20 protein-coding genes are annotated in these 20,593 nt (G+C 44.9%); 6 read left to right on the top strand and 14 right to left on the bottom strand.

Going from position 1 to position 20,593, the window contains the following annotated elements; genetic code table 11:
* Positions 1-352: 352 nt before the first annotated feature.
* From H6868_03155 to H6868_03130, 6 genes are all read right to left on the bottom strand, one after another.
* Positions 353-3,043 carry a hypothetical protein gene (locus H6868_03155; protein MCB9988316.1) on the bottom strand — a complete coding sequence of 897 codons (2,691 nt, stop codon included), beginning with the start codon at positions 3,041-3,043 and terminating at the stop codon, positions 353-355.
* Positions 3,044-3,201: 158 nt separating this feature from the next.
* On the bottom strand, positions 3,202-3,477 hold the full coding sequence (locus H6868_03150; GenBank protein MCB9988315.1) for an AlpA family phage regulatory protein: 276 nt from the start codon (positions 3,475-3,477) through the stop codon (positions 3,202-3,204).
* A gap of 114 nt (positions 3,478-3,591) precedes the next feature.
* Positions 3,592-4,134: a hypothetical protein gene (locus H6868_03145; protein MCB9988314.1), complete on the bottom strand. Its 543-nt coding sequence runs from the start codon at positions 4,132-4,134 to the stop codon at positions 3,592-3,594.
* Positions 4,121-5,323 (bottom strand): tyrosine-type recombinase/integrase, encoded by a 1,203-nt coding sequence (locus H6868_03140; protein ID MCB9988313.1) that lies wholly within the window; start codon positions 5,321-5,323, stop codon positions 4,121-4,123. Before H6868_03140 ends, H6868_03145 begins: the two co-directional genes overlap by 14 nt.
* A gap of 207 nt (positions 5,324-5,530) precedes the next feature.
* Positions 5,531-6,142: a tRNA-dependent cyclodipeptide synthase gene (locus tag H6868_03135; GenBank protein ID MCB9988312.1), complete on the bottom strand. Its 612-nt coding sequence runs from the start codon at positions 6,140-6,142 to the stop codon at positions 5,531-5,533.
* Positions 6,129-6,770, bottom strand: a complete 642-nt coding sequence (locus tag H6868_03130; protein ID MCB9988311.1) for a helix-turn-helix transcriptional regulator — start codon at positions 6,768-6,770, stop codon at positions 6,129-6,131. The genes H6868_03135 and H6868_03130 overlap by 14 nt, the downstream gene beginning before the upstream one ends.
* A gap of 144 nt (positions 6,771-6,914) precedes the next feature.
* Here H6868_03130 and H6868_03125 point away from each other — a divergent pair, with 144 nt between their 5' ends.
* The 3 genes from H6868_03125 to H6868_03115 all read left to right on the top strand — a co-directional run bounded on the left by H6868_03125 (position 6,915) and on the right by H6868_03115 (position 7,823).
* Entirely contained in the window at positions 6,915-7,211 is a 297-nt protein-coding gene (locus H6868_03125; protein ID MCB9988310.1) for a hypothetical protein, read from the top strand.
* Between the two features lie 112 nt (positions 7,212-7,323).
* On the top strand, positions 7,324-7,626 hold the full coding sequence (locus tag H6868_03120; GenBank protein MCB9988309.1) for a hypothetical protein: 303 nt from the start codon (positions 7,324-7,326) through the stop codon (positions 7,624-7,626).
* Positions 7,623-7,823 (top strand): hypothetical protein, encoded by a 201-nt coding sequence (locus tag H6868_03115; GenBank protein MCB9988308.1) that lies wholly within the window; start codon positions 7,623-7,625, stop codon positions 7,821-7,823. The genes H6868_03120 and H6868_03115 overlap by 4 nt, the downstream gene beginning before the upstream one ends.
* A 39-nt stretch (positions 7,824-7,862) precedes the next feature.
* Here H6868_03115 and H6868_03110 read toward each other — a convergent pair whose 3' ends face one another.
* The 8 genes from H6868_03110 to H6868_03075 all read right to left on the bottom strand — a co-directional run bounded on the left by H6868_03110 (position 7,863) and on the right by H6868_03075 (position 17,338).
* The gene (locus tag H6868_03110) at positions 7,863-8,237 is read right to left on the bottom strand and encodes a cupin domain-containing protein (GenBank protein MCB9988307.1); all 375 of its coding nucleotides are present in this window, start codon (positions 8,235-8,237) and stop codon (positions 7,863-7,865) included.
* A gap of 24 nt (positions 8,238-8,261) precedes the next feature.
* A complete protein-coding gene (locus H6868_03105; protein ID MCB9988306.1) occupies positions 8,262-9,497 on the bottom strand; it encodes an aminotransferase class III-fold pyridoxal phosphate-dependent enzyme in 1,236 nt (411 codons plus the stop codon).
* Positions 9,498-9,508: 11 nt separating this feature from the next.
* Complete coding sequence (locus H6868_03100) at positions 9,509-11,239, bottom strand: thiamine pyrophosphate-binding protein (GenBank protein ID MCB9988305.1); 1,731 nt, start codon at positions 11,237-11,239, stop codon at positions 9,509-9,511.
* Between the two features lie 11 nt (positions 11,240-11,250).
* Complete coding sequence (gene hisC / locus H6868_03095) at positions 11,251-12,408, bottom strand: histidinol-phosphate transaminase (GenBank protein MCB9988304.1); 1,158 nt, start codon at positions 12,406-12,408, stop codon at positions 11,251-11,253.
* Positions 12,409-13,494, bottom strand: coding sequence for a radical SAM protein (locus H6868_03090; GenBank protein ID MCB9988303.1), 1,086 nt, complete (start codon positions 13,492-13,494; stop codon positions 12,409-12,411).
* A gap of 111 nt (positions 13,495-13,605) precedes the next feature.
* The gene (gene hisS, locus H6868_03085; GenBank protein ID MCB9988302.1) at positions 13,606-14,997 is read right to left on the bottom strand and encodes a histidine--tRNA ligase; all 1,392 of its coding nucleotides are present in this window, start codon (positions 14,995-14,997) and stop codon (positions 13,606-13,608) included.
* A gap of 155 nt (positions 14,998-15,152) precedes the next feature.
* Positions 15,153-15,836: a hypothetical protein gene (locus H6868_03080; protein ID MCB9988301.1), complete on the bottom strand. Its 684-nt coding sequence runs from the start codon at positions 15,834-15,836 to the stop codon at positions 15,153-15,155.
* A gap of 29 nt (positions 15,837-15,865) precedes the next feature.
* Complete coding sequence (locus H6868_03075; protein ID MCB9988300.1) at positions 15,866-17,338, bottom strand: hypothetical protein; 1,473 nt, start codon at positions 17,336-17,338, stop codon at positions 15,866-15,868.
* A 105-nt stretch (positions 17,339-17,443) separates the two neighbouring features.
* Here H6868_03075 and H6868_03070 point away from each other — a divergent pair, with 105 nt between their 5' ends.
* The 3 genes from H6868_03070 to H6868_03060 all read left to right on the top strand — a co-directional run bounded on the left by H6868_03070 (position 17,444) and on the right by H6868_03060 (position 20,513).
* Positions 17,444-18,115 carry an HAD family hydrolase gene (locus tag H6868_03070; protein MCB9988299.1) on the top strand — a complete coding sequence of 224 codons (672 nt, stop codon included), beginning with the start codon at positions 17,444-17,446 and terminating at the stop codon, positions 18,113-18,115.
* Positions 18,116-18,215: 100 nt separating this feature from the next.
* Positions 18,216-19,541, top strand: a complete 1,326-nt coding sequence (gene hisD, locus H6868_03065) for a histidinol dehydrogenase (GenBank protein ID MCB9988298.1) — start codon at positions 18,216-18,218, stop codon at positions 19,539-19,541.
* A gap of 57 nt (positions 19,542-19,598) precedes the next feature.
* Positions 19,599-20,513, top strand: coding sequence for a hypothetical protein (locus H6868_03060; GenBank protein MCB9988297.1), 915 nt, complete (start codon positions 19,599-19,601; stop codon positions 20,511-20,513).
* Positions 20,514-20,593: the final 80 nt, after the last annotated feature.

Raw genomic sequence — 20,593 nt, 5'->3', positions numbered from 1 at the left:
ACCCGTCAGTTTTTCTGTCTAGGGGACCCCGTGATACGGGGGGAGGGAGGTTGACGGGTGATGTGCTTCCGGGCTGAAAACGGCCTGTATGGGCTTTATTTTGGTCAAACGAACCCTCTGCGTTACCCGGTCAGCGGAATGGGTGTTGTGGAAACGGTGTGCGGTCTGTGGCCGGTCAACGGTTTGAGCAAAAACAGACCCGCGTTTCGGGTGAACGCGGGTCTGCTTCCAGTGGCCAAAAGTGGCTTTTTTCGAACAACTAAATTATTCTATAGGAAATATTTCCTGAAAAATTTTTCATTCATAAATAACTTTGTGAAAAAAACACCACTTTTCACCACCTACTGACGGGTCAGGAGTTTAGTTCCTGCTCGATGATAGAGCACTCGGGAAGCTCCGAGGCTTCGGCGTCGCTGACCTCATTGACCTCTTCGCAAACATCACCGAACTCTGGGCAGTAAAGCCCGCGCACCACTCTAAGGCCGTTCAGGATCGTCAAGTCATATCCCATATTTTCAAGACGGTTTTTAACGCCCTGACGCGTGGGTATATTGCGGACCCCTGTTTTTTCGCAGTATTCCTTGAACAGGCTGTAGAAATCTGAAATCGCCTGATTTTGTTCAGGGCCTTGAAGACATGCTTCTTCGATAAACGTGACCAGCACATTCGACCGGGTAATCCAAGCCGTTTTTGCGTCAAGGCAATCCTTTGGCTCATCAAAACGCCCGCGTTCTTTCAGTCGCTGGAACGCCGCAATGATTTGATTCAGGATGCCTGACGCCTCTTTTGCCCATATGTCTTCGAATAGCCCCGGAATGATCTCGTCTTTCGTAAACTGGCGCTGAAACGGCACGACCAGCAAGCGCCTTCTCAGGCCCTCGGACAAGTCTTTTATCGAAGGATAGTGGTTAGCTAGCATGACAGGAACAGCCCGGCATTTGAACTCGAACAGCGGTTTATGTTTATGCTGCCCGGTCATGGTTTTTTCCTCGCTGATCTTTTTCAAAAACCCGTCCGGCAGGTAAGCCCCTGCATCGACGTCATCATCGACAAGCATGAGTTTGCCGTCGAGCGCCCCGATTTTAAAAGGCTTGTCTTCGACTTCGTTCAGGCGGTCTGCCATGTAGTGACCTGTGCCGAGAAAGTTTTCCAGAATTTTCACCAAGCTGGTTTTACCGTTGCTTCCACTGCCGTGGAGGAGCAGGATCACGGGAATCTTTCGCCATGGCTGGCAAATGTAGGCCATGATTTCCAGCATATGCCGACACATTTCCTCCGGGTCATAGCTTTTGCTGAATATGTCCCTGATGGCCTTGTCAAATTGGGGTGATGTGGCTTCAGGATCATAGTCAACGTCAAGGCAGTGGCGAAGGAAGCTTTCCGGCGCATGGGGACGGAAGGACGGATTGCCTCCCTCGTCGAACCAGAGCTCGCCATTGCGACAATTCAAAATGGGCAGCGGGGCGCTGTTCAGCCTTAGAGGATCACCGCGTCTGAAAGCCTGCCCTTCTAGCAGGTTGAGGGCGGCGTTGACCATAGCGGAAACGCTTGGGGTGCTGCCCGGCACATATAGTTCGTTGGCAATGGGGATTAGACGCTTTTTAATTGAATCTTCTGTTTCAGTTTCCCAATGCGTCCCATTGTAGAGCCAGAAATTGCCGTCTATGGTCCGCAGGAAAAAGCGCCCGCCGCCATAGTCTTGCTGCATCAGCATGGAAACCAGCAAAACGGCGTGATCCAGCGAGGATTGAAGGGTTTCTTCCCGACGCAGAGCATTGAAAATCCTGTTAATGGCCCCTTTGCTTTGCCCGGTCTGTTTTTTAATCTCTTCGATATAAATTTCCTGTTCAGACACAGGGAGAGGCAAGAGGCCTTTCACTACATTTTCAATTTCCGCGGCTGTGCTGGATTTGGACAAATCGACGATTTTGGCAGCAATGTCAGGTTTGCCGACACCGAGCAGCGCCAGTATTTTTTCCAAATCCTCGATTTCAAATTCATCACGAAGCGTTGGAATACCCTGCGCCGGGCGGTTATTGTCGATGGCGTCACAAATCCTCAGGGCGCTGTCAAACCGGCTCTGGGCTTCTTCATCGCCAGCAGCATCAGCCAGCCTGTAGACAAAATCAGCGGTTTCGTCCGCTGGCCAGCCCCCGCGATATAAAGCCCCGGCTATGGCCCCGGCGAACCGGTCACGCCCTCCTTCATCATAATAGGGCAAAAGCATGTCTATGGCCTTGCTTATGTCGTCTTCAGGAACAGACGGGACTTTATCGACGCGTTCACGGGGTTTTTGCACAGATTCATCAGGGATTGGTGGCACGTGCAGGACGGGCGTGTCTCCTTTCAAGATACCCAGTCGTTTGGGCAAAGGATCATCCATCCCGTTGAAAACCGGGTCTGCTGTGTAGTGGATTTGCACCGGCGAAAAAAGCGCCTGATCGACAGGGCATGGATGGGCTTTAAAAAAGCGCTTCCATTCCTGTTCAGAAACGGCCCTGTCACACCAATACCAAAGATGAACAGAGATTTTTGATGGCGATTTCCCTCCTTTTTTGGGTGGAACGTTCTGGCTGGAAGAAAACTTGAAGATGCAAGCTGTCGTGTTGAAGGGCGGCGGCAACATGCTCCTGACCCATTCAGCGGCTTCTTCCGGGTTTTTCGCCGGGTCGATGTGTGCAGGACAGTTGATCTTGTCCATATCGAGGGTTAGCCAGTATCGATCTTTTTGCTCAAAGGCCGCGCCGTCACCATGTATACGGCGAGCAGCTGCGCTTTGTGCTCCATCCTTTGGTTCGGCACGGATCACAAATTTTTCCTGCGCCAAAGCCAGATTTTTTAGAACATTGTGCGTGTCGTCGAGGGATGAAACTGGTTCTCTCTCTCGCATAAAGATTTTCCCGGCGTTGAACGACACTTTTTCAATCGTGCCGTCCTCTTGCACCGTCCATTCTTTCACAGCCTTCTTGCCCGGCTCTCGGCAGCGCAAAATGGTGATGTGGTCGATGGGTTTGTTTTCAGTTTTATTTTCATCATTTGTCATTTTCATAAGTCCCTTGGTTTAGATAAAAATCCTCCGTGCCGTTTCTCTTTCAAAAAACGGGTTGGTTCGTTTCGAAATTGTTGCTTGAAATAGGAGGGAAGAGTGGATTACCCTTCCCTCCCTTAGTTTTATGGATCAAAAATAATTATGATGTTATTTCATGTATCACCTCCTTCCCATGGTTGGCGAGCAGCAATCCGCTCGTCCCTGTAGGCGGTGATTTCGTGTCTGATCCAACAGGCACGATGTTCACCGATCTTCACGGGCGGTGGAAATTTCCTAGCCTTTATCAAGGCGTATATTCTGGATTTAGACAGAGGGATGATGCTCTGAACGTCGTCAAAGCTGATAAGCTGAATGTTGCTCTGTGAAAAAGAAGGAGCGACAGTTCCCTGTTTTTTCTCTAGCTTTGGTAGTGTTTGATCGTCGTTCATTATTCCCCTCCAATCTGTGGAATGGGGAATTGTTAAGAGAAGGTGATTTCCTTGGCAATAAAAGCGCCTGAGCATATTTCGTCGTAATTTTCTGACGAAATATTTTTGTAAAATTTACTTGACTCTTCTTGAGTCTCTTATCTTGGAAAGCGCTGTCTTGAGGCCCGTGATTTTTTGACCTTTTAGGATGGTCTGAATCATATCGTCGATGAGAGGCGCTGCCCAATTTTCGTCTTTGTTTCCATCATCATAGTAGAATTTATCGTGTCCTAGCACATCGACCCATAGCATTTTCATTTGTTCGGCAACTAATCGCATGGCCTTTTGTTCTTTGTTCCCTTGCGCAGATTTGGGAATTTCCTGTTCTGATTCTTTAAGGTCAATCTGATCGGCAATCTCGTCCAGCCCCTCTGATCTAACTTTCTTGGCCAATTTTCGTAGCCCATCTTTTTTTGATTGCGCGCTCTTTCTTTCCTTAATATGCGCTATCCTAGGAGCGACCAAACGAGAATCATACTGTGTTATTATTTCAATAATATTTACAATTACTGTTTCCAAATCTTCCTTATGTGACTCCAATTCAGGATGGTATTTCGTTAAGACAGAAACAATGTCATCTATTGTTTTAATATTCTGAAAATCTTTATAATGACTCATAGTCTGTTTCATTGCTTTTCAATATGTTTTGAACGTGTCCTGCCCACAGATTAAGCGCTTCACGCTTTTCATTCAAATAAGAATGCCGAGCATAAATCTTGGTCACGCCGCCTTCGGCATGATTCAGGACGCGGCTGATCGTGTGCAATGGCACCCCCATTTCCGCCATCCCTGTGGCGCAGGTCCGTCTTAGATCGTGGTAACGCCAGTCCTCGGCATCAAACAGCCCCTCGAATTTGCTTTTGGCCTTGCCGAAGCCGTCAACCGGCTTTTGACCAAAACAGGTCGTGAAGATGAACGGCCCGGCGAAATGTGGCAAGCTTTTTAAAATATCGACGGCGAGGCCTGACAAAGGCACATGCTGTTCTCGTTTGGCCTTCACGTTGCTGGCCGGGATGCGGATGATTTTGTCGTCGAGGTCAATATAGCTCTTTTTGAGCTTGGCGATTTCGCTGCGGCGCTGGCCGGTGAGCAGCAAAAGCTGGCACAGCGGACCGTATGGATAGCCCAGCCGGTCACAGGCCCGCCAGAACGCCAAAATTTCCTTCCTGTTCAGGACGCGTTCTCGCTCCTGAATGGGCACGGGCTTTTTAATATTGCTGCACGGATTAAATTCCAGCTTCCCCTGTTCGATGGCCCAGCTATACATCCTGCGAAGACCGACCAGCGTTTTGTTTGCCGAGCTTGGGCCTTTGGAATTTTTACGCTCGTCGAGCAGTTTCATCACGTCCCTTCGCCTGATTTTTTGTGCAGACATGTTCCCCATCGCGGGCAGGATGTAGGCTGTGAACACATGTTTCGTTTCTTTCCATTGCCGGTTTTTGCGGGCGTGTTTTTCAAAAAATTCATGATAGATGTCTTCAACAGTGACGCCGAGCGCTTCCTGTTCGAGCTGTTTCATGATCTTTTCTTTTTGCAACACGCACGGATCAAGGCCAATGGCCACTTCCTCCTTGCCCTTCATAACCATCTTGCGGGCCTGAGTCAGGCTGATTTCAGGATAACGGCCCAATGTCATGCGTCGCTGCTGACCGCCGAAGCGATAGGCAAATCGCCATGATTTCACGTCCGTGGCGCTGTGGCGCAGATAAAGCTTCTTCACCACCGTGTCTGCGTATTCCACGGTCCCTGTTTCCGGGGGCTTCAATTTGGTCAGCCCCGTGTCTGTTAGTCTCTTATGTATCGCCATCGTTCTTTTGAACCTGTGGTCCAGGTAACATTTCTAAATTGTTGTTAAGGCGATTCCTTTATCTCGGAATTGCTCAAAAGATCAACAAGTATCTGTAATATCTATATTTTTCAGGAACGTGCGGGACGTGACAGGACAGGGCAAGAAAGCAGCGACCCACGGTTATTGGGCAGGCCGAGGTAACGCAGAGGTAACGATAAACGAGTATTAAGCTGCTATCTTCCGCGTGAAATCAATCCGGGTGAAGGCGGCTTTGGGCTTGTAAATGTCATGTTCCCAGAACGGCAGGATAGAGCCGGGGTAAACATCAGCCGCCGGTTCGATTTTGAACAGCAGATCAAAAACAGCGATTTCTTCTAACAGATAATTGATCCGGTCCTCCGTCATGGCCAGTCCTTTACGGGCGGTGTAGCCAAGTGCTTCATCCTGTAAACTTTGCTGAAAGAGCGGGTTTTCCATTAAGTGATCGAGGGTTCGCTTCATATATTGCATGTAAAGCGGATGTGTCAGTCGTTGATCCCAGCGGATAACAGTGGCATTTTGCAAATGTTCCTGATGACGTTCAATCCATGCCGTCCCCGCATCATAAGAATGTGTATAGGCGGTTTCTTGATCCATACCTTCCGCCATATAGTTATGGCGTTGCAGGGTATCAGCTACCGAAACAATGACATGTTTGAATCGTCGTTGTGCCCATGCCATTGTAGCACTGAATTTACGATCTTCGTGGTTGGGCATGCCAACCGATATATCCAGCCGACCGACCGGGTATTTACGCCAGTTGTTGGGTTTCAGGATTTTGACTTTATATTCGTTCATGCGCTGTGCTTTCTATTTTTAGCTCCGGCAGGATTTCCCAGAGCAGATTGAACCGGTTGCGCATGGCATTGACCATATTTTCATCCTCTATCACCATGCATCTCGTTTCGTTGTTGATGGAAAAAGCCGCCTTATTGCCAAACAGCATCACCACCCAGTTTTTAAAGTAAGCCGCTGGTATGAAGCGATAGCAGGACGACGGGGCCAAAAGAAAAGTTTCGCCTTCCGGGGCCGTCATCTTGAAATTCACGCCACTGTCCCTGATTTTCTTCATTTTTTTGATAACGGCTGGGGGTGATTTCTTGTCATCGACATTCTCGATCAGGATTTCCGGGTGCTCACTGTCAACAACCGTATGATAGGCATCGTCCAGCAAATCCAGATACCATGTGGGGCTGTCATGATAATAAATCGGCGTTCCCTTGAGCTGAACGCCTTTGTCGGTGAACTCAACGCCCTCTTTTTCAAAGCATTGGATAAGCTTTTCGAGGTTGGCTGCATTCAAGGTGCTGCGCCCAACTTCATAGTTGGAAACAGTCTGACCTGTAATGCCACAGGCTGTCTCAACATCCTTTAGTGACCAGTCTATGAGCGCACGGGCCGCCCTTATTTGGTATCCTTTTATCATATCTGACCCCTTATATTTATAAGAACATTATAACTTAAAATGATAAAAATCAATATTTTTATAAAAAAACTTATAAATTTTCTTGACATAAATTGTTCTTATGGAATATAACGTTCCCATAACGAATAGTGTGTGGAGAAAATTATGTACGTTTATACAAACGAGGCAGAGGCCTCGGAGATCAATTTTCTTGATGTGAAAGCTTTAAACGATGCGTGCGCTGAATATCGCACCCGCATTCGTGAGACAATTCGGCTGTATCGCGCTTTTGGCTTGCAGGCTCTGGGTCTGAACAAGCGGCTGCGTTCACAGTGGAAAGAATACCGTGCGCTGAATGCTGAATGTCATGAGATGACGGCGCTGTACATGGCGCAACTGAACAAAAACAAGTTTGTAATATCTTCTAACCCCACACAGAAGAGAGGCCGGGTAGCAGCGTAACAAGCTGCGCCCGGTCTTATTTGTGGGTGATAACGAATACCTCTTTGGGGAACGTCGGCGGCGTTAATAAGAGGGTGTGTGTGCGTAAACATAGATATAAATGGGGAGAACAATGCTTTCTTTCAAAACAGAGCGTGGGGACGCTCATGATCCTATTGCATGTCACAAAGACCACATGCATGACCTGTCCTGCTTTTTCAGGCAGGAAGTAAGGGAAACCATCGAACGCTACCGCGTTTCGCAAACCACCAGCCAGATTTGTCACATCCGGGCGCTTTACCTCGATGCCGAGGGAAAAGTGCTGCGGCACTATTTGCAAAGCCTGTATAGCCTTTATCGCCAATCTCACGGCGATTACATGGCCATGCACAGACGGCTGGCTCAACAAAACAAAGAAAACGGGCAATCATCATGAACACGGAATTGCATGAGCTTCTGGAGCAGGCGCTGGCTGAGGCAGAAATCTCTATGGACATAGAACAAGCCATCACCATGCTGGATCAGCATATGGAAGAGCTGGAATTGTTGGAGGCCAAGATTGGCAAGGCCGTTGTGACTATTGATGATCTGCGGGCGTTGCTTGCGGCCAGACAGAAAAGAATAGCTGGTTAGTTCGTTCAGAAGAATCTCCAGTGGTGAAAACACCCCAGCTTACCGGATATCACACTCTGCATCATTAAATACATCATTTTCATCATAAGGTGGTGTACATACAGAAATTAGTCCGACGAGTTTGTTTGTGTTGTTCATAAACATATGTTTTGTGCCGCAAGGTATAGCAACATAATCGCCTTTTCTTAGAGTGACTTCCTTTCCACCAATTTTGGAAAGGACCGCCCCTTCTGTGATGAATATCATTTCATTAGTTTTTCGGTGTATTATCGTGTGTTCTTCGGAACCGGGTTTCATTTCAATGTAGTCTATGCTTAGAACGCTATTTTTTTCCAGAGCCACCATATCGGTTCCGGGGATGATTTCCTGTTTTTTCTCTTTATCAAGGAATTTTATTACAGCATCAATTAACAATTCTTTATCCTTTGTATGTGTTGATCACAGTGCGTTTAAGGCTGTTCTCATTCTATCCAAAACTTCATCAAGAACATCTTGTGTGTGCATGGAAGAAAGAAATATGGCTCCAATCCAGACACGATCAGGATCTTCAAACCACAAATCGCCTTCTGCAAAGTGAACTTTGAGTTTTTGCATTTCTTTAATGAATTTTCTGAATTGTCGCCAGTCGGTTGACTGGGCGTCTTTGTAGGAGCGAATGCTATCTTTTTCCGTGAAATACATTTGCATGATTCCAGTGCCGGACTGCACGATTCCGGGCATTCCTCTTTCAACAAGAAGGTCTTCAATTCCTTTCCTGAGATAGTTTGTATTCTCTTCAATCCTCGCAATTGTGTCCGTGTCGCGAAGGTGCCTGATTGTTGTTGCCGCAGCTGCTAGCGATAGAGGATTGCTGTCAAATGTGGAGGCATGGAAAACATCCCAGTTGTTCACGCACTTCATAACTCTTTCTATTCCAGCGACAACCCCCATTGGAAAACCTCCGCTTACGGCTTTGGAGTATGTTACAATATCTGCTTTAACTCCGTAATATTGTTGGGCGCCGCCTAGGGCAATTCTGAATCCGGTTACGCATTCATCAAAAATGAGGACGGCATCATTTTTATCTGATTGTTGTCTCAGAAAAGAAAGGAAATCATCAAAAGGCGGGATAAATCCGGAGTGAGATAAAGCCGGTTCGCAGATGATGGCTGCGACTTCTCCTGCATATTTGCTTAATGCTTCCTCAACGGCGGTCTTATCGTTCCATTCTACCGAAATCATTTCCTGTTTCAATGAATCGGGGATGCCTGTGGATACGGTGGCGGGAAGAAACGCATAAATTTCTTCATTAAGCCATCCGTGATAATGGCCTACGAATTTTATAATTTTGCTACGGCCAGTCGTAGCGCGCGCCAATCTGATCGCCAAATGAACTGCTTCGGATCCTGAGTTGGTAAAACGCAAACTGTGTTTTTGAGAGATCTCCAAGATATCATTCGCTACGGGCGGAATTTCAATGTTCGCATAGTCCCCAACATTGGTGTATCTTTCGAGCGTTTCCAGTATGGCAGATTGAAAGCTAATCCCGTTGTGCCCGGCAATTTGAGTTAAATTTCCCAAGATAAAGTCAATACATTGTCCGTCACTAACGTCTGTAACATAGCAGCCGTTTGCATTTTCTATCATCAATCCATGCAAATCAAAGCGGCCCGCAATTGAGCTTGGTGTTTTCATTTTATGGTTCCTTAAAAAAAGAATGGGGGTTTAGGACTTGTTTCATTACTGATAACAATATTGAGAAGTCTGGGTTTATTCCCTTGGAGGGCGGCTTGAAATTCCTCCCTGAACTGTTTAATATTTGTGATTGTGACGGCATCAACGCCTAAAGAGCGCGCGTATTCTGTAATGTCTATATCCGGTAAGTGGCACCCGATATAGCGTCCATCACAATAGTCTCTTTGATAGTGTTTTTGGGTTCCGAGTATTCCATTATTCAGAACGCACCATACAACTTTGCAATTGTAGGAGGCTCCTGTAGAGATATCATTTCCCATCATCAGAAAACCGCCGTCTCCGGAGATGCTGATGACTGTTGCCTCGGGGTTGGCCATACTAATGCCAACCGCCCCCGGTGCGGCAAATCCCATGCTCCCCAATCCCGCATTGACGATGTATGTCTTGCGAGAATACGACTTTACAAGAAACTGGCTGAAATAGGCGTTTTCTCCGACATCAAGTACGATAATGTCCTGAGGGCTGCGCAACTTGCTAAGTTCGATTAAAACGTCATAGGGCTGTAAACGATCATCATTTTCCTTGATCGAATAGTCGGCAAGGCTGATGGTCTCATAGTATCCATGTTTTTCTTTTAGATCTTTGATCTTCTCGCGTGCTTCCCGAAAGTTTTTATAAATAGGTTGTTCTGTTTGATTGCTAGCAAATTCATTTAGGATATCTGCCAGAAAGATCTTGGCATCAGACAAGACGGAAAGGTCCGGATTGATATTGCGGGTCAATTCATCCGGATCTATGTCCACTCGAATAATCTTTTTGTTTTTGAGACTTCTCCAGCCAAGGGTAGAAAGCTCTTGAAAAGTGGTTCCCACGGCAATAAGAACATCTGCATGATTGAGGATATAATCATTGGCAGCTTTTTGCCCCCAAATTCCAAGGCAGCCCAGTGACAACTCATGATCTTCGTTTAACAATCCTTTGGCTGGCAAGGATGTTGCAAATGGAATTCCGGTATGTTCTACTAATTCCATGGCTTCGTTTTCTGCGTTTGCAATTTGGGCGCCGTTGCCAAGTAGCAGTAGAGGGCGTGTGCTGCTCCTGATCATGGAGGTCGCTTTGCGCAGTTTTTCTGTATTCACCAACGCGTCAGACTTTTTTATTGAGTATTCTTTTGTAAGATCCACAAAAAGGTCATCTTCTTTAATTTCAATGTCTTCTTGCAGAACATTTTGGGGGATTTCTATGAAAACTGGGCCTTTGCGTCCCGTATTGCTAATCAGATAGCCTTCACGTAGAGCTGATAAGAGTTGTGTAGATGACCTAACTTGGATGGCATGCTTGCTGACCGCTTGCATTACTTTCATTTGATTGGGCGTTCTTCCAATGCCCGTACTTTCTTGTATAGCGTATTTTCCTGTATCCTCGACAGGAGTTTGTCCGCCAATCACAAGCAGAGGGACAGAATCCGTATAGGCAACAGCAACACCGTTTATAAGGTTCATGGTGCCCGGGCCGGTCATCCCAACACAGCAGCCTTTGCCATTTATATGGGAGAAGCAGGTGGCCATATAGGATGCCCCCTGTTCGTGAAGAGTAACAACCATTTCAATTCCACCCATTCGGTATGCTGCATCATATAGAGGAAGAATTTTGCGTCCTGGGATGCCGAAAACGTGAGTAAAACCGTTTCTCTTTAGGAAGTTTATTACAATTTCTGAGCCTTTGAGTACAGATAAAACCATAGCCTTTTATTTCATTCAGAGGCCGAGCTCTTGCTCTTCCCATTTCCACGAAGTTGTGCCAGCAAACTTTTTAGGGAGGCAAGCGCTATGTCGTTATCATGCGACGTGCCAATTGAGAAGCGTAAGTATAGCCCATGCTCGCGATAGTTAAAAAACCTAAGCTGCACTTTTTGTTTCAGTAGATCAAGTGTGAGCTTGGAAATGTCAATGACATCTGGAATTTTTACAAACAGAAAATTGGCATCAGAATGGAAAACTTTAAACTTGAAATTGTCGGATAAAATTTTTGATATGCGTTTTCTTTCGAGATCGTTGTTTTTAATAACGGTCGGGATGTGTTTTTGCAGATCTTCAAAAAAGGCCGATGCTATTGCTTGAGATAACACTCCTACATTATATGGAATCTTTATTTTCAAGAGCACATCCAGAATTTCGGGTGTGGCGATGGCGATGCCAACTCTTAGTGCGGCTAGTCCATAAGCTTTGGAAAGGGTGCGAAGGATAATAACATTGGGTAGTGTCAATGCATGGGAGACAAAGGTTTTCCTACTAAAGTCGTGATACGCCTCATCTATAACAAATAATGTTTTCGGCAACGCTGAAATTGCTGCGAGTATCTCTCTTTCCGAGAAGCAGTTTCCTGTCGGGTTGTTCGGATAGGCAAATATTACCAGATCAGGCTTGTCTTTTACCAATTGCTCGTAAGTATCCGGGGGCAGGTCGAAATTTGTTTCTAAAAGATTAATATCAATGACTTCCATCTCATAAACTTTTGCCAAATGGTAATATATGGGATAGCTAAAAGTCGGGATGGCGACTCGCTTGCCGAAATAGGCTAGGAAAATGAGGCTTAGCAATTCATCGCTTCCGTTTCCTATTAGCAGATTGTTGATGTCAACATTCATGCTATTTGATATTTTTTGCCGGAGCTTGGTTGCAAGGGGATCAGGATAGCGCGATAGGGGGACTTGGTGGACTACCTCGTTCAACATATTCCGGATTTTATCTGGAAGAGGGTATGTGTTTTCATTAGCGTCCAGTTTGACGAATTCAGGGTCTACGAGGGCATCGGCATCATATGCAACATTATACGAAGATATGTCAGAGATCGACTCGCGAGGGGTAATTTGCAGGAAGGTGCTGTCGTTTGTTTTAGACACATTAGGCATTTATCCGCTCCTTGGACTAAACTGACGTAGTATGTCTTGATAAACCCAGCATTCACCATCACTCAAAGGGTCTGGGGACTTTGTTTGGGAAATAGCGGGACATCCCCCGCAATGTTGGGATGCAGGGCATTCGCTGCAATCGCCACTGATATTAAAGCGATCTCTCAATGGTCCGGTTTTTTCTTTGAAAGATTCTAGCCATTGATCATCTTCGAGTACATTTCCATACATATCTCCTACCATAGGGCAACTTAGAAGTTCTCCTTTGTGACTAATAAAAATAGAATGGCCATGTGAGCAGCCTACAGAATTTTCGTCACTTTTTCCCATCAGCAAATTCCACGAAGGCATGCTTGTCATGATGTCGATATGTGAGGTGTGACCTAAAGGTACAAGCGTATCTAAAACAAATGATTTTTCATCTTCTCGAGAGAGACAATATTGTTCATTATTCTCTCCTGAGCCGCAAGGTGTAAATTTTAAAACATAGAGGAACTGGGCGTCTAACTGGTCTACTAACCGGTATAGATCAGAAAATTCTTTGATGTTCTCGGAATGAACCGTGTGATTGATTCCGAAGGGAATACCTTCTGCCTTGAGTTCTTTCAAAAACTCTATGCTCTTGTGCCACGATCCGGGAACACCTCTGAACTTGTCGTGTATGTCCGGATTGTGAGAATCCAAACTGACTTGGACTCCGTTTAGTCTGGAATTTCTAATTTCTGCGACCAAATTTTTTCTTGGTACGGTTCCATTGGTGCCTAGCCAAGTTTCTATCCCCATGAGTCGAAAATATCGAATTAAGTCAAATAAGTCCTTATCAAGCGTAGGTTCCCCACCACTGATGCAGATCACTTGCGCTGAACGGACGATTTGTTGAGCTATCTCCCATTTAAGATCTTTCTCTGATGTCCGCTTTCCTTGTGTTAGGGAGGCAGCTTCCATGTAACAATGTTGGCAGCTTAAATTACAGCTGTTGTTTATGGCCCACTCTATGGTGGCTCCAATTGGAGGAGGGGGGGCATTTTCCCTTATTAGGGTTGCATGCATTGTATTTGCGGATGGTTCGATATTAAAAATTTTCATAATACCAGCCTTCCCTAAACTATTCTGGTTGAGAGTAACGCAGCTTAATTTACTCACTTAGCATCTTTATTCATTCCTACTTTGCAAGAAATAAAAAGGTTTTTATAACAGTTAGAACGGTTTTAATGCCCGTGCGGGAGAAATCAATATTCTCGAAGAGTAGCCGCGATTCTCTTCGGGAACCACCCAAGTTGCAGGATCAACTGGACGTTGTTCCCTTGTGCTCAGGTTTTTGATTTCATGTGAGTGTTCAGGATTAGTAGAAGGAAATAGCACATAGGGGATGCCTTTGGCCAAGGCATATTTTATTTGTTTCTGTATTTTTGCACCTTGGTGGTAAACTTCTACATTATTGCCATTGGCACGGAGGTTTTCGGCAATTTGTGTCAAAAGTTTAGGATCTGCACCATCCTGATAGCGAACGACCAGTATGTTCGTTGGACTGCTTTCTTTCACATTGATCAACCCTTCTTCCAAGAGCTTGCCAAAGATTCGGGTCAACCCGATAGATATGCCTACGCCTGGTAGACTTTGTTTGTGGAAGATGCCCACTAGGTTATCATATCGGCCGCCACCGTATATTGTAGCAAAATCAGGGTAGTCTCTAAATTTCCCCTCATACACTGTGCCTGTATAATAATTGAGGCCGCGTGCAATCGCCATATTGGCCATGATGGAGCCCTGCGGAAGGTCTTCTAGTGAAGAAATAACATAGGAAAGCTCATCCAAACCTTCTGTAAGGGTATCGTTTGTGACTCCCAAAGCCGCGACTTGGAATGCAAAGCTGGCATCTGTAGATTTGATTTGCGCAAGTTTCAAACAGGAATCAATAACTCTATCCGATAATCCCATTTGGGTCTTTAGAGAGTCCCTTACACCATCGGGACCAATTTTATCGATTTTGTCAACGATTTGAATGGCAAGCATGGGCTCCGAAATTTCCAGGCCGGCATAGAAACCTTGCATCAGTTTTCTATTGTTGATGTGCGTTACTGTTGAAGGCAGTCCCATATCCGTCAAAATTTTGTGTGCAATTCTCGGTAGTTCGGCATCAAACTCAATCGACACATCATCCCGATCCAGAACATCAATATCGGCTTGGGTGAATTCGCGGTAGCGCCCTTGTTGTGCGCGTTCTCCTCGGTAGGACTTTTGAATTTGATAGCGTTTAAATGGGAATTGCAACTCATTGTAGTTTTGTGCAACGTATCTTGCCATTGGGACGGTTAAGTCGAAGTGCAGGGCAATCTTTGCGTCTTTGTCACTGTCTTCACTTCCATTCAAACGACCGACAGAAAATATTTCATTATCTACATCCCCCCCCTTTGAACAAAGAGTGGAGACTTCCTCCATTACAGATGTTTGCAAAGGAGTGTATCCGTAGCTTTCGTAATGGTGACGGATTATGTCTTCCCATTGAAGTTCAATAATTCGTTGTTCTGGGAGCCATTCAGGAAAGCCGCTAATTCTTTGGGGCGTTTTGGGGGATTTTGCCGCACTCATAATAATTACACACTCACGTTAGTTTGCTATTTTTCACTTTGAATAATATGTAATTAGATGGCTGTTGTCATATTGTCAAGGAAAATCCTATTCGATCTTAACGGAGACTTGAAATTACAGAATATATTGCTTTGCTCTACTTAAAAGCTGAAATTTCAAATTCTGAAATCAATTTGATCGTAAAAAGCCAAAGGACGATTATAATATGCTGCCCATTCGCGGTCGCCATATGAGAAATGCCACCATTCTCCATCAAAAGGTGCAAATCCTGCCAATAACATACATTGGCGTAATTTTTGCCGATTCAACCAAACATCTTTGCTTAGATAAGGGTTGAACGTGTAGCTTTCTTTGGAAAAGGCATGAAGATCGGAGCCCATATCCAGTTGCTTCCCATCAGGAGTAAGTATTCTGACATCGACTGCTCCGCCAGTCGGGTGACCTGCAACGTTCGGTATTGCAATGTATCTATGAACAGCTTCGTTCAATGAGCTTTCATCCAAGTCGGGGAACTGAGTTGCTATATTTGATTTTATTTTATGGTAGTTTTCTTTTTGGATAGCCTGAGACCTATAACCGTAGACAACATCCAATATGTGTTCGTTCAAAATTTCTTGTAAAAAAAACTGAGCTTTTATCAAAAGGTCCACTACCTTTTGCCGGACATAGACGTTGCTTCCGGTTGATGGAGATAGCAACCCTTCAAGGAGGGTAAAAGAAACACCGTTTTCCCTTAAAGAGACCATCTCTTCGCCACAGTCTTCGACAGGAATCTTTATCAGATCACTGTATGTGAGAAATTTCTCTTCCAAAAGGTTGAAAAACCTATCGTCGACCATAGGATACCAGCGTTTCAATTATCGTTTATTTAGATACACTTAGCTTTAGGGTTAGATGCATGTTCATGTCTTTGTCTTGGAGACGAAATATACATTGTGCCGTCAAAAAGGACTTCAATCGGTCCGTTTACGGTGGCCCCCTCAAAACGGTCATTCGTTCTTTGGATCGAAACCAATAGATCCATTCCGCTCGGTTGTTTAATTCTGAGATTATTGACGGGCTGCGATGTTTTTTTTGCCACCATGACACCAACCGAGGTGGAGCCGCTACCACAACCGGTTTCGTAATAGAGCGTACCCGTATTTCTAACAAAGACGAACGGCTCTAGCTTATATGAGCCATCATCTTGCATATCGACAACCATTACGCCTGAGGCAGGCTGTTCGTCCATAAGATGGCCATCACGCAAGGCGTCTATAACAATCGATTTTTGTGTATCCAAATCTGTCTCGGACATAATACGGCGGCCAAGTGTGTGATTTTTGTCCGTGATAATAAAAGAGATACCATCAAGATGCACCATATAGTCTTCTCCATATGGTTGTGCAGAATCCAGAGAGTCTTTTACCGGCAGGGCTGTTTGTGACATCCCATTCTGAATAACAACCGATAACGGCTTTGTTGCACCGGAAATCTCCAAAAGAGTTTCTCCGTCCTTTCCTTCTCTTACGAGATAGCCAAGAGATCTTGTGGCGTTTCCACAGAATTCTCCGCCAGCCATTTGTCCGCGTACAAGGCCATCTTTACCGTCTTCCACGAACATGACTTGTTCAATTCCGGGGTAGGTGTCTTGTATTTTCTTAGACAAGTCACCTTGTTGATCGCGAGGGATATTATCCCAGACAATTGCTGTGTCATTGCCTCCAGGGCGAACAATCGTAACGCGGTCAAGCTTTTGGGTTTGTCCCGGAGTTGGATGGGATGTGAGGTCAAAATTATAAAATGAGCGGGTATCTGTTGTCATGCGTCCATCCGACCGTCTACTGGTTACACTCTGGAATAGTCCCGAAATTACAGTTCCGCAAGCTTTATTTACAGCACTTATTTGTTTATAGTTATAAATGCTTGTTCTTAACAGAATCGCCTCAAAGCCTTCGTCTCTACAAGCTGTGAGCAGGCGACTTTTCATTTCATTGGAAATTCCTTTTTTGCGCAATTCAATATCTACGCCATCTTCTGCAAAATAGGCGGATTTGTGTATATCAAGGGTATCTTTGGCGACGGCAACTAGATTAAAGTCTGATGTCAGTGGAACTGATGCGACAAATGCAACGGGTCTGCCTTCTTGATTGGCTGCAACAAGAATAATTCCTTTGCTGCGAAAATATTCAAGAAATATCTCATCGACTTCATCTTGCGAGAATTGTTCTTCATAGGGAGGCGCTGCAAAAATTTCCTGATAAAGACTATTAAGTCCGGTGTTCAGCGCTTGTTTTAATTCAGCTTCGCTATTTATTCTGTAATGCGTCAGCTGGAGTTCCTCAAGAATATTGTGGCCCATGAAATAATCCTCTCTCTGTTTGTATGCATGGATTGTAGTGGCACAGGGAAAAGAATTCTGTCAATATAATTTTTGATCGGTCAGTGTTTAAAAGGCAGCATATGAATGGAATGGTGTGCGCAGAGTTGGGGTATTATTTGGGATTTAGATGGAACTCTTTATTGCGACGATACACCAGAGATGGATGATGCTTCCAAGAAGGCTGCAACTCAGAGCATCATGGATTTATGTCAGGACATAGATTTCCAAACGGCAGAGTCGTTAGCTTTAAATTGTTATGGAGAATATGGCGCTTCCATAGAGCATTGTTTTGCACCGCATAACATAAATGAAAAAGACCTGCATATCCTTTATCATGCTATTCTTGATGCAAGCTCCATTTCGTATTCAGAGGATGTTGTGGCAGGCTTTTCCCAGCTATATAACAGTTTCCGGCACGTTTTATTGACGCATGCATCAGGTCAATGGGCACAGAAAGTTCTTGAGCGATTACAATTGACGGAGTTTTTTCCTGCTGAGAGGGTTATTGCTCTGGAAAATGTGGGGTTTTGTAAAAAAACAGAGGGTACGTCTCCTTTTTTGTTGGCGCTCAAAACACTAGGGTCTCCTCCGGACAGAACTATCTTTATAGATGATCACGAAGAAAACTTGGCTGTTGCTGCCAGTTTGGGTATCCATACGATTCATTTTTCGTACCCTCCCCAAACTCATTTGGACGAGCAGAGTACTTTTGGCGACTTGGTAAAGATGATATTGTCTCACACAGAGCTTGAATAGCTTGGTTAATCAATTGACCTATTTCTAATAACATGGTAAGAGCAGCCAGTTATCCAGTTCAGCAGCACTCGAAATTTTATAGACCTTACAAGGAGGTGCCATGTTTCCTATTGTTAATTTCCCGCTGGAATCAGAAAGCGAAATATTGAATGCGTTGACTATGCGTAAGCAACCTCCTTCAGACAATATGGAAGGTGTTGTTCGTAAGGCCTATAATGAAGTCGCTCAAAAAGGTGAACAGGCTATAGTTGAATATACTCGTGAACATGATCACTCAGGTTTTGAGGAGTCAGGGATATTTGTATTGCGAAGCTATGTTGAAGAGTGCGTGCAGGGACTGGATTCCGATATCGCTGATGCCATTCAAGGCGCAACTAAGAATATTGATGCTGTAAACAAAAAAATTGCTGACAGTATGACGGGTTGGGATATGTCCCTAAGTGATGGGCATGAAGTAGGGGAACGTGCATTTCCTTTTGAGAAAGTTCTTTTGTGGGCGCCAGCCAGAAAAGCACCGCTTGTTTCGACTGCTATCATGCTTTGTTCAGCAGCAGCTGCTGCTGGAGTAAAACAAATTATTCTTGCAACACCCCCGGGCCCTGATGGAAAACCGAATGCTGCGACCATCGCAGCAGGTCATATCGCTGGAGCAACGGATGTTGTTTGTGGTAATGCTCTGACAGTGATCGCTGCGGCTGCGACCGGAAATTGGAGACATGGAAAGGTTAATGCTGTTTTTGGCCCGGGACCTGATATTGTAGCTCTGACTATGCTGAATGCCGCACGTTATGGTCTTGTGACCCAGCCTGGTATTGGTCCTTCGGATTCACTTATCGTTTTTGATGGTATAACGGATCAGGAAGCTGATATTTTGGCACGTGACGTACTCACTGAAACAGAACATGGTAAAGATTCGTATACATATGCGTTGACTACAAATAAAGATGCGGCCGACAAGTTGCAAAAAGCCTTGGAACAAGAGGCTCTTGAACTCTTTGGGAAAGACGAAATATATGAAGAGGTGTCGCGGAAAGGTAATGCGGCAATCGTGCTGTTCGAAAACACGGATGCCATGATTGGTTTTGCCAATGAATTTCATCCCGAACACTTAATGGTCTATATGGAAGAAGAGAAAGCTAAGCCGTTGGCTGACAAGTTGACTGGCGCTGCGGAACTTCTTATTGGTAAGAATATTCCCTTTTCTGCAGCCAATTATTGTGTTGGTATCACAGCTGTGCTTCCTACGAACGGTTTTGCTCGCTCTTATTCAGGTATCACCAGCAGACAATTCTTCCGCCATGCAACCAGAGCATATTTGAGCTCCGAGGCAATGAACAGAATTGCTCCGACTGTTGAGGCTTTTGGGAAGACAGAAGGGCTTATGAACCATGCTCACGCCGCAACTGTTCGTCGTGATATAAGTTAAGCCTGACAGAAAAAGCCAAACCTCTCGATCTTTTGAGAAAACTGTAAAGGAAACGGTATGAATAAAGAGACTTCACCAATTGAACACTTGTATCTTTTTGATGATTTATCGATTCACCTTAAAAGAATTTCCAAGGAAATTGATGCCCCTCAAGAAGAGACTGAGGATCTTCTTGAAAAAGTCTGGTCTCTCATTCTTGATTCAGTCAAATGTATCGACCTCAAGCGTGTTGACGTGAATTTGATCAATTGGGAACATGCGTGCGCACAACTGGCCTTTCAATTGAAGAACGCAAATAGAATGTATGACATTATGGTTTCGCAAGGCTGTAATGGTGAATATGCCATGAGGGACCTTAATAGTCTTCATAAGGAAAATTACGGATATCTTGTTGCCGAGAATACCCCTAATGTTCGTTTGGCGCATTTGCTGGATGATCCGTCGGACCCTTTCTATTCCACTTTCAAATTAGGAACGAGCAAAGGCAGGCCGCTGGATGAGCAGATCAATGATGTCGCAGAAATAGCGCGGAAAATGTTCCAGAAACGAGGGACAAAAATTAGACTGGCTGTTTTTGACGACTGTATGGGTACTGGAGAAGGTAGTAAATATGTTGGTGAAAAATTACTTGAATTTCTACCAGATGTTCCTGTTTCGCTTCACATGGTGGCTTTTATTGGTAATGAGTCGGCTATGTACCGTTTCCAGTCTATGGGGTTTGAGACACATGTTGGTGTTTTGTTTCGTGGCAAAGTTTATCCTGAGTCGTGGAAGTGGGACATTTATTTCTTGAAAGACCAATTTCTTAGTTCTGCCATTCGTTATACAGATGGAACTTCTGTGCCATATATGGCAGGTGGATGGTACGATAAAATTTTCGCAGGGAATCCAGAGAAGGCTACTCAAATTTTCCATCAAGTCAGGGATATTTTAAGTGAAGCAGGTTATCTTGCTAAACTGGAGAGTATGTAACAAATTTCTTCCATTTAAATGGAAATCTTACCAGTTGAGATTTTTAAACCTTATCGTCCGCGAGTTATGGCTGCGACAAG

The sequence above is a fragment of the Rhodospirillales bacterium genome (genome assembly GCA_020638175.1).
GTDB lineage: Bacteria > Pseudomonadota > Alphaproteobacteria > Micavibrionales > Micavibrionaceae > JACKJA01.
Note: the sequence above shows the minus strand (reverse complement) of the source record. Positions and strands in the feature narration are given on the sequence as shown.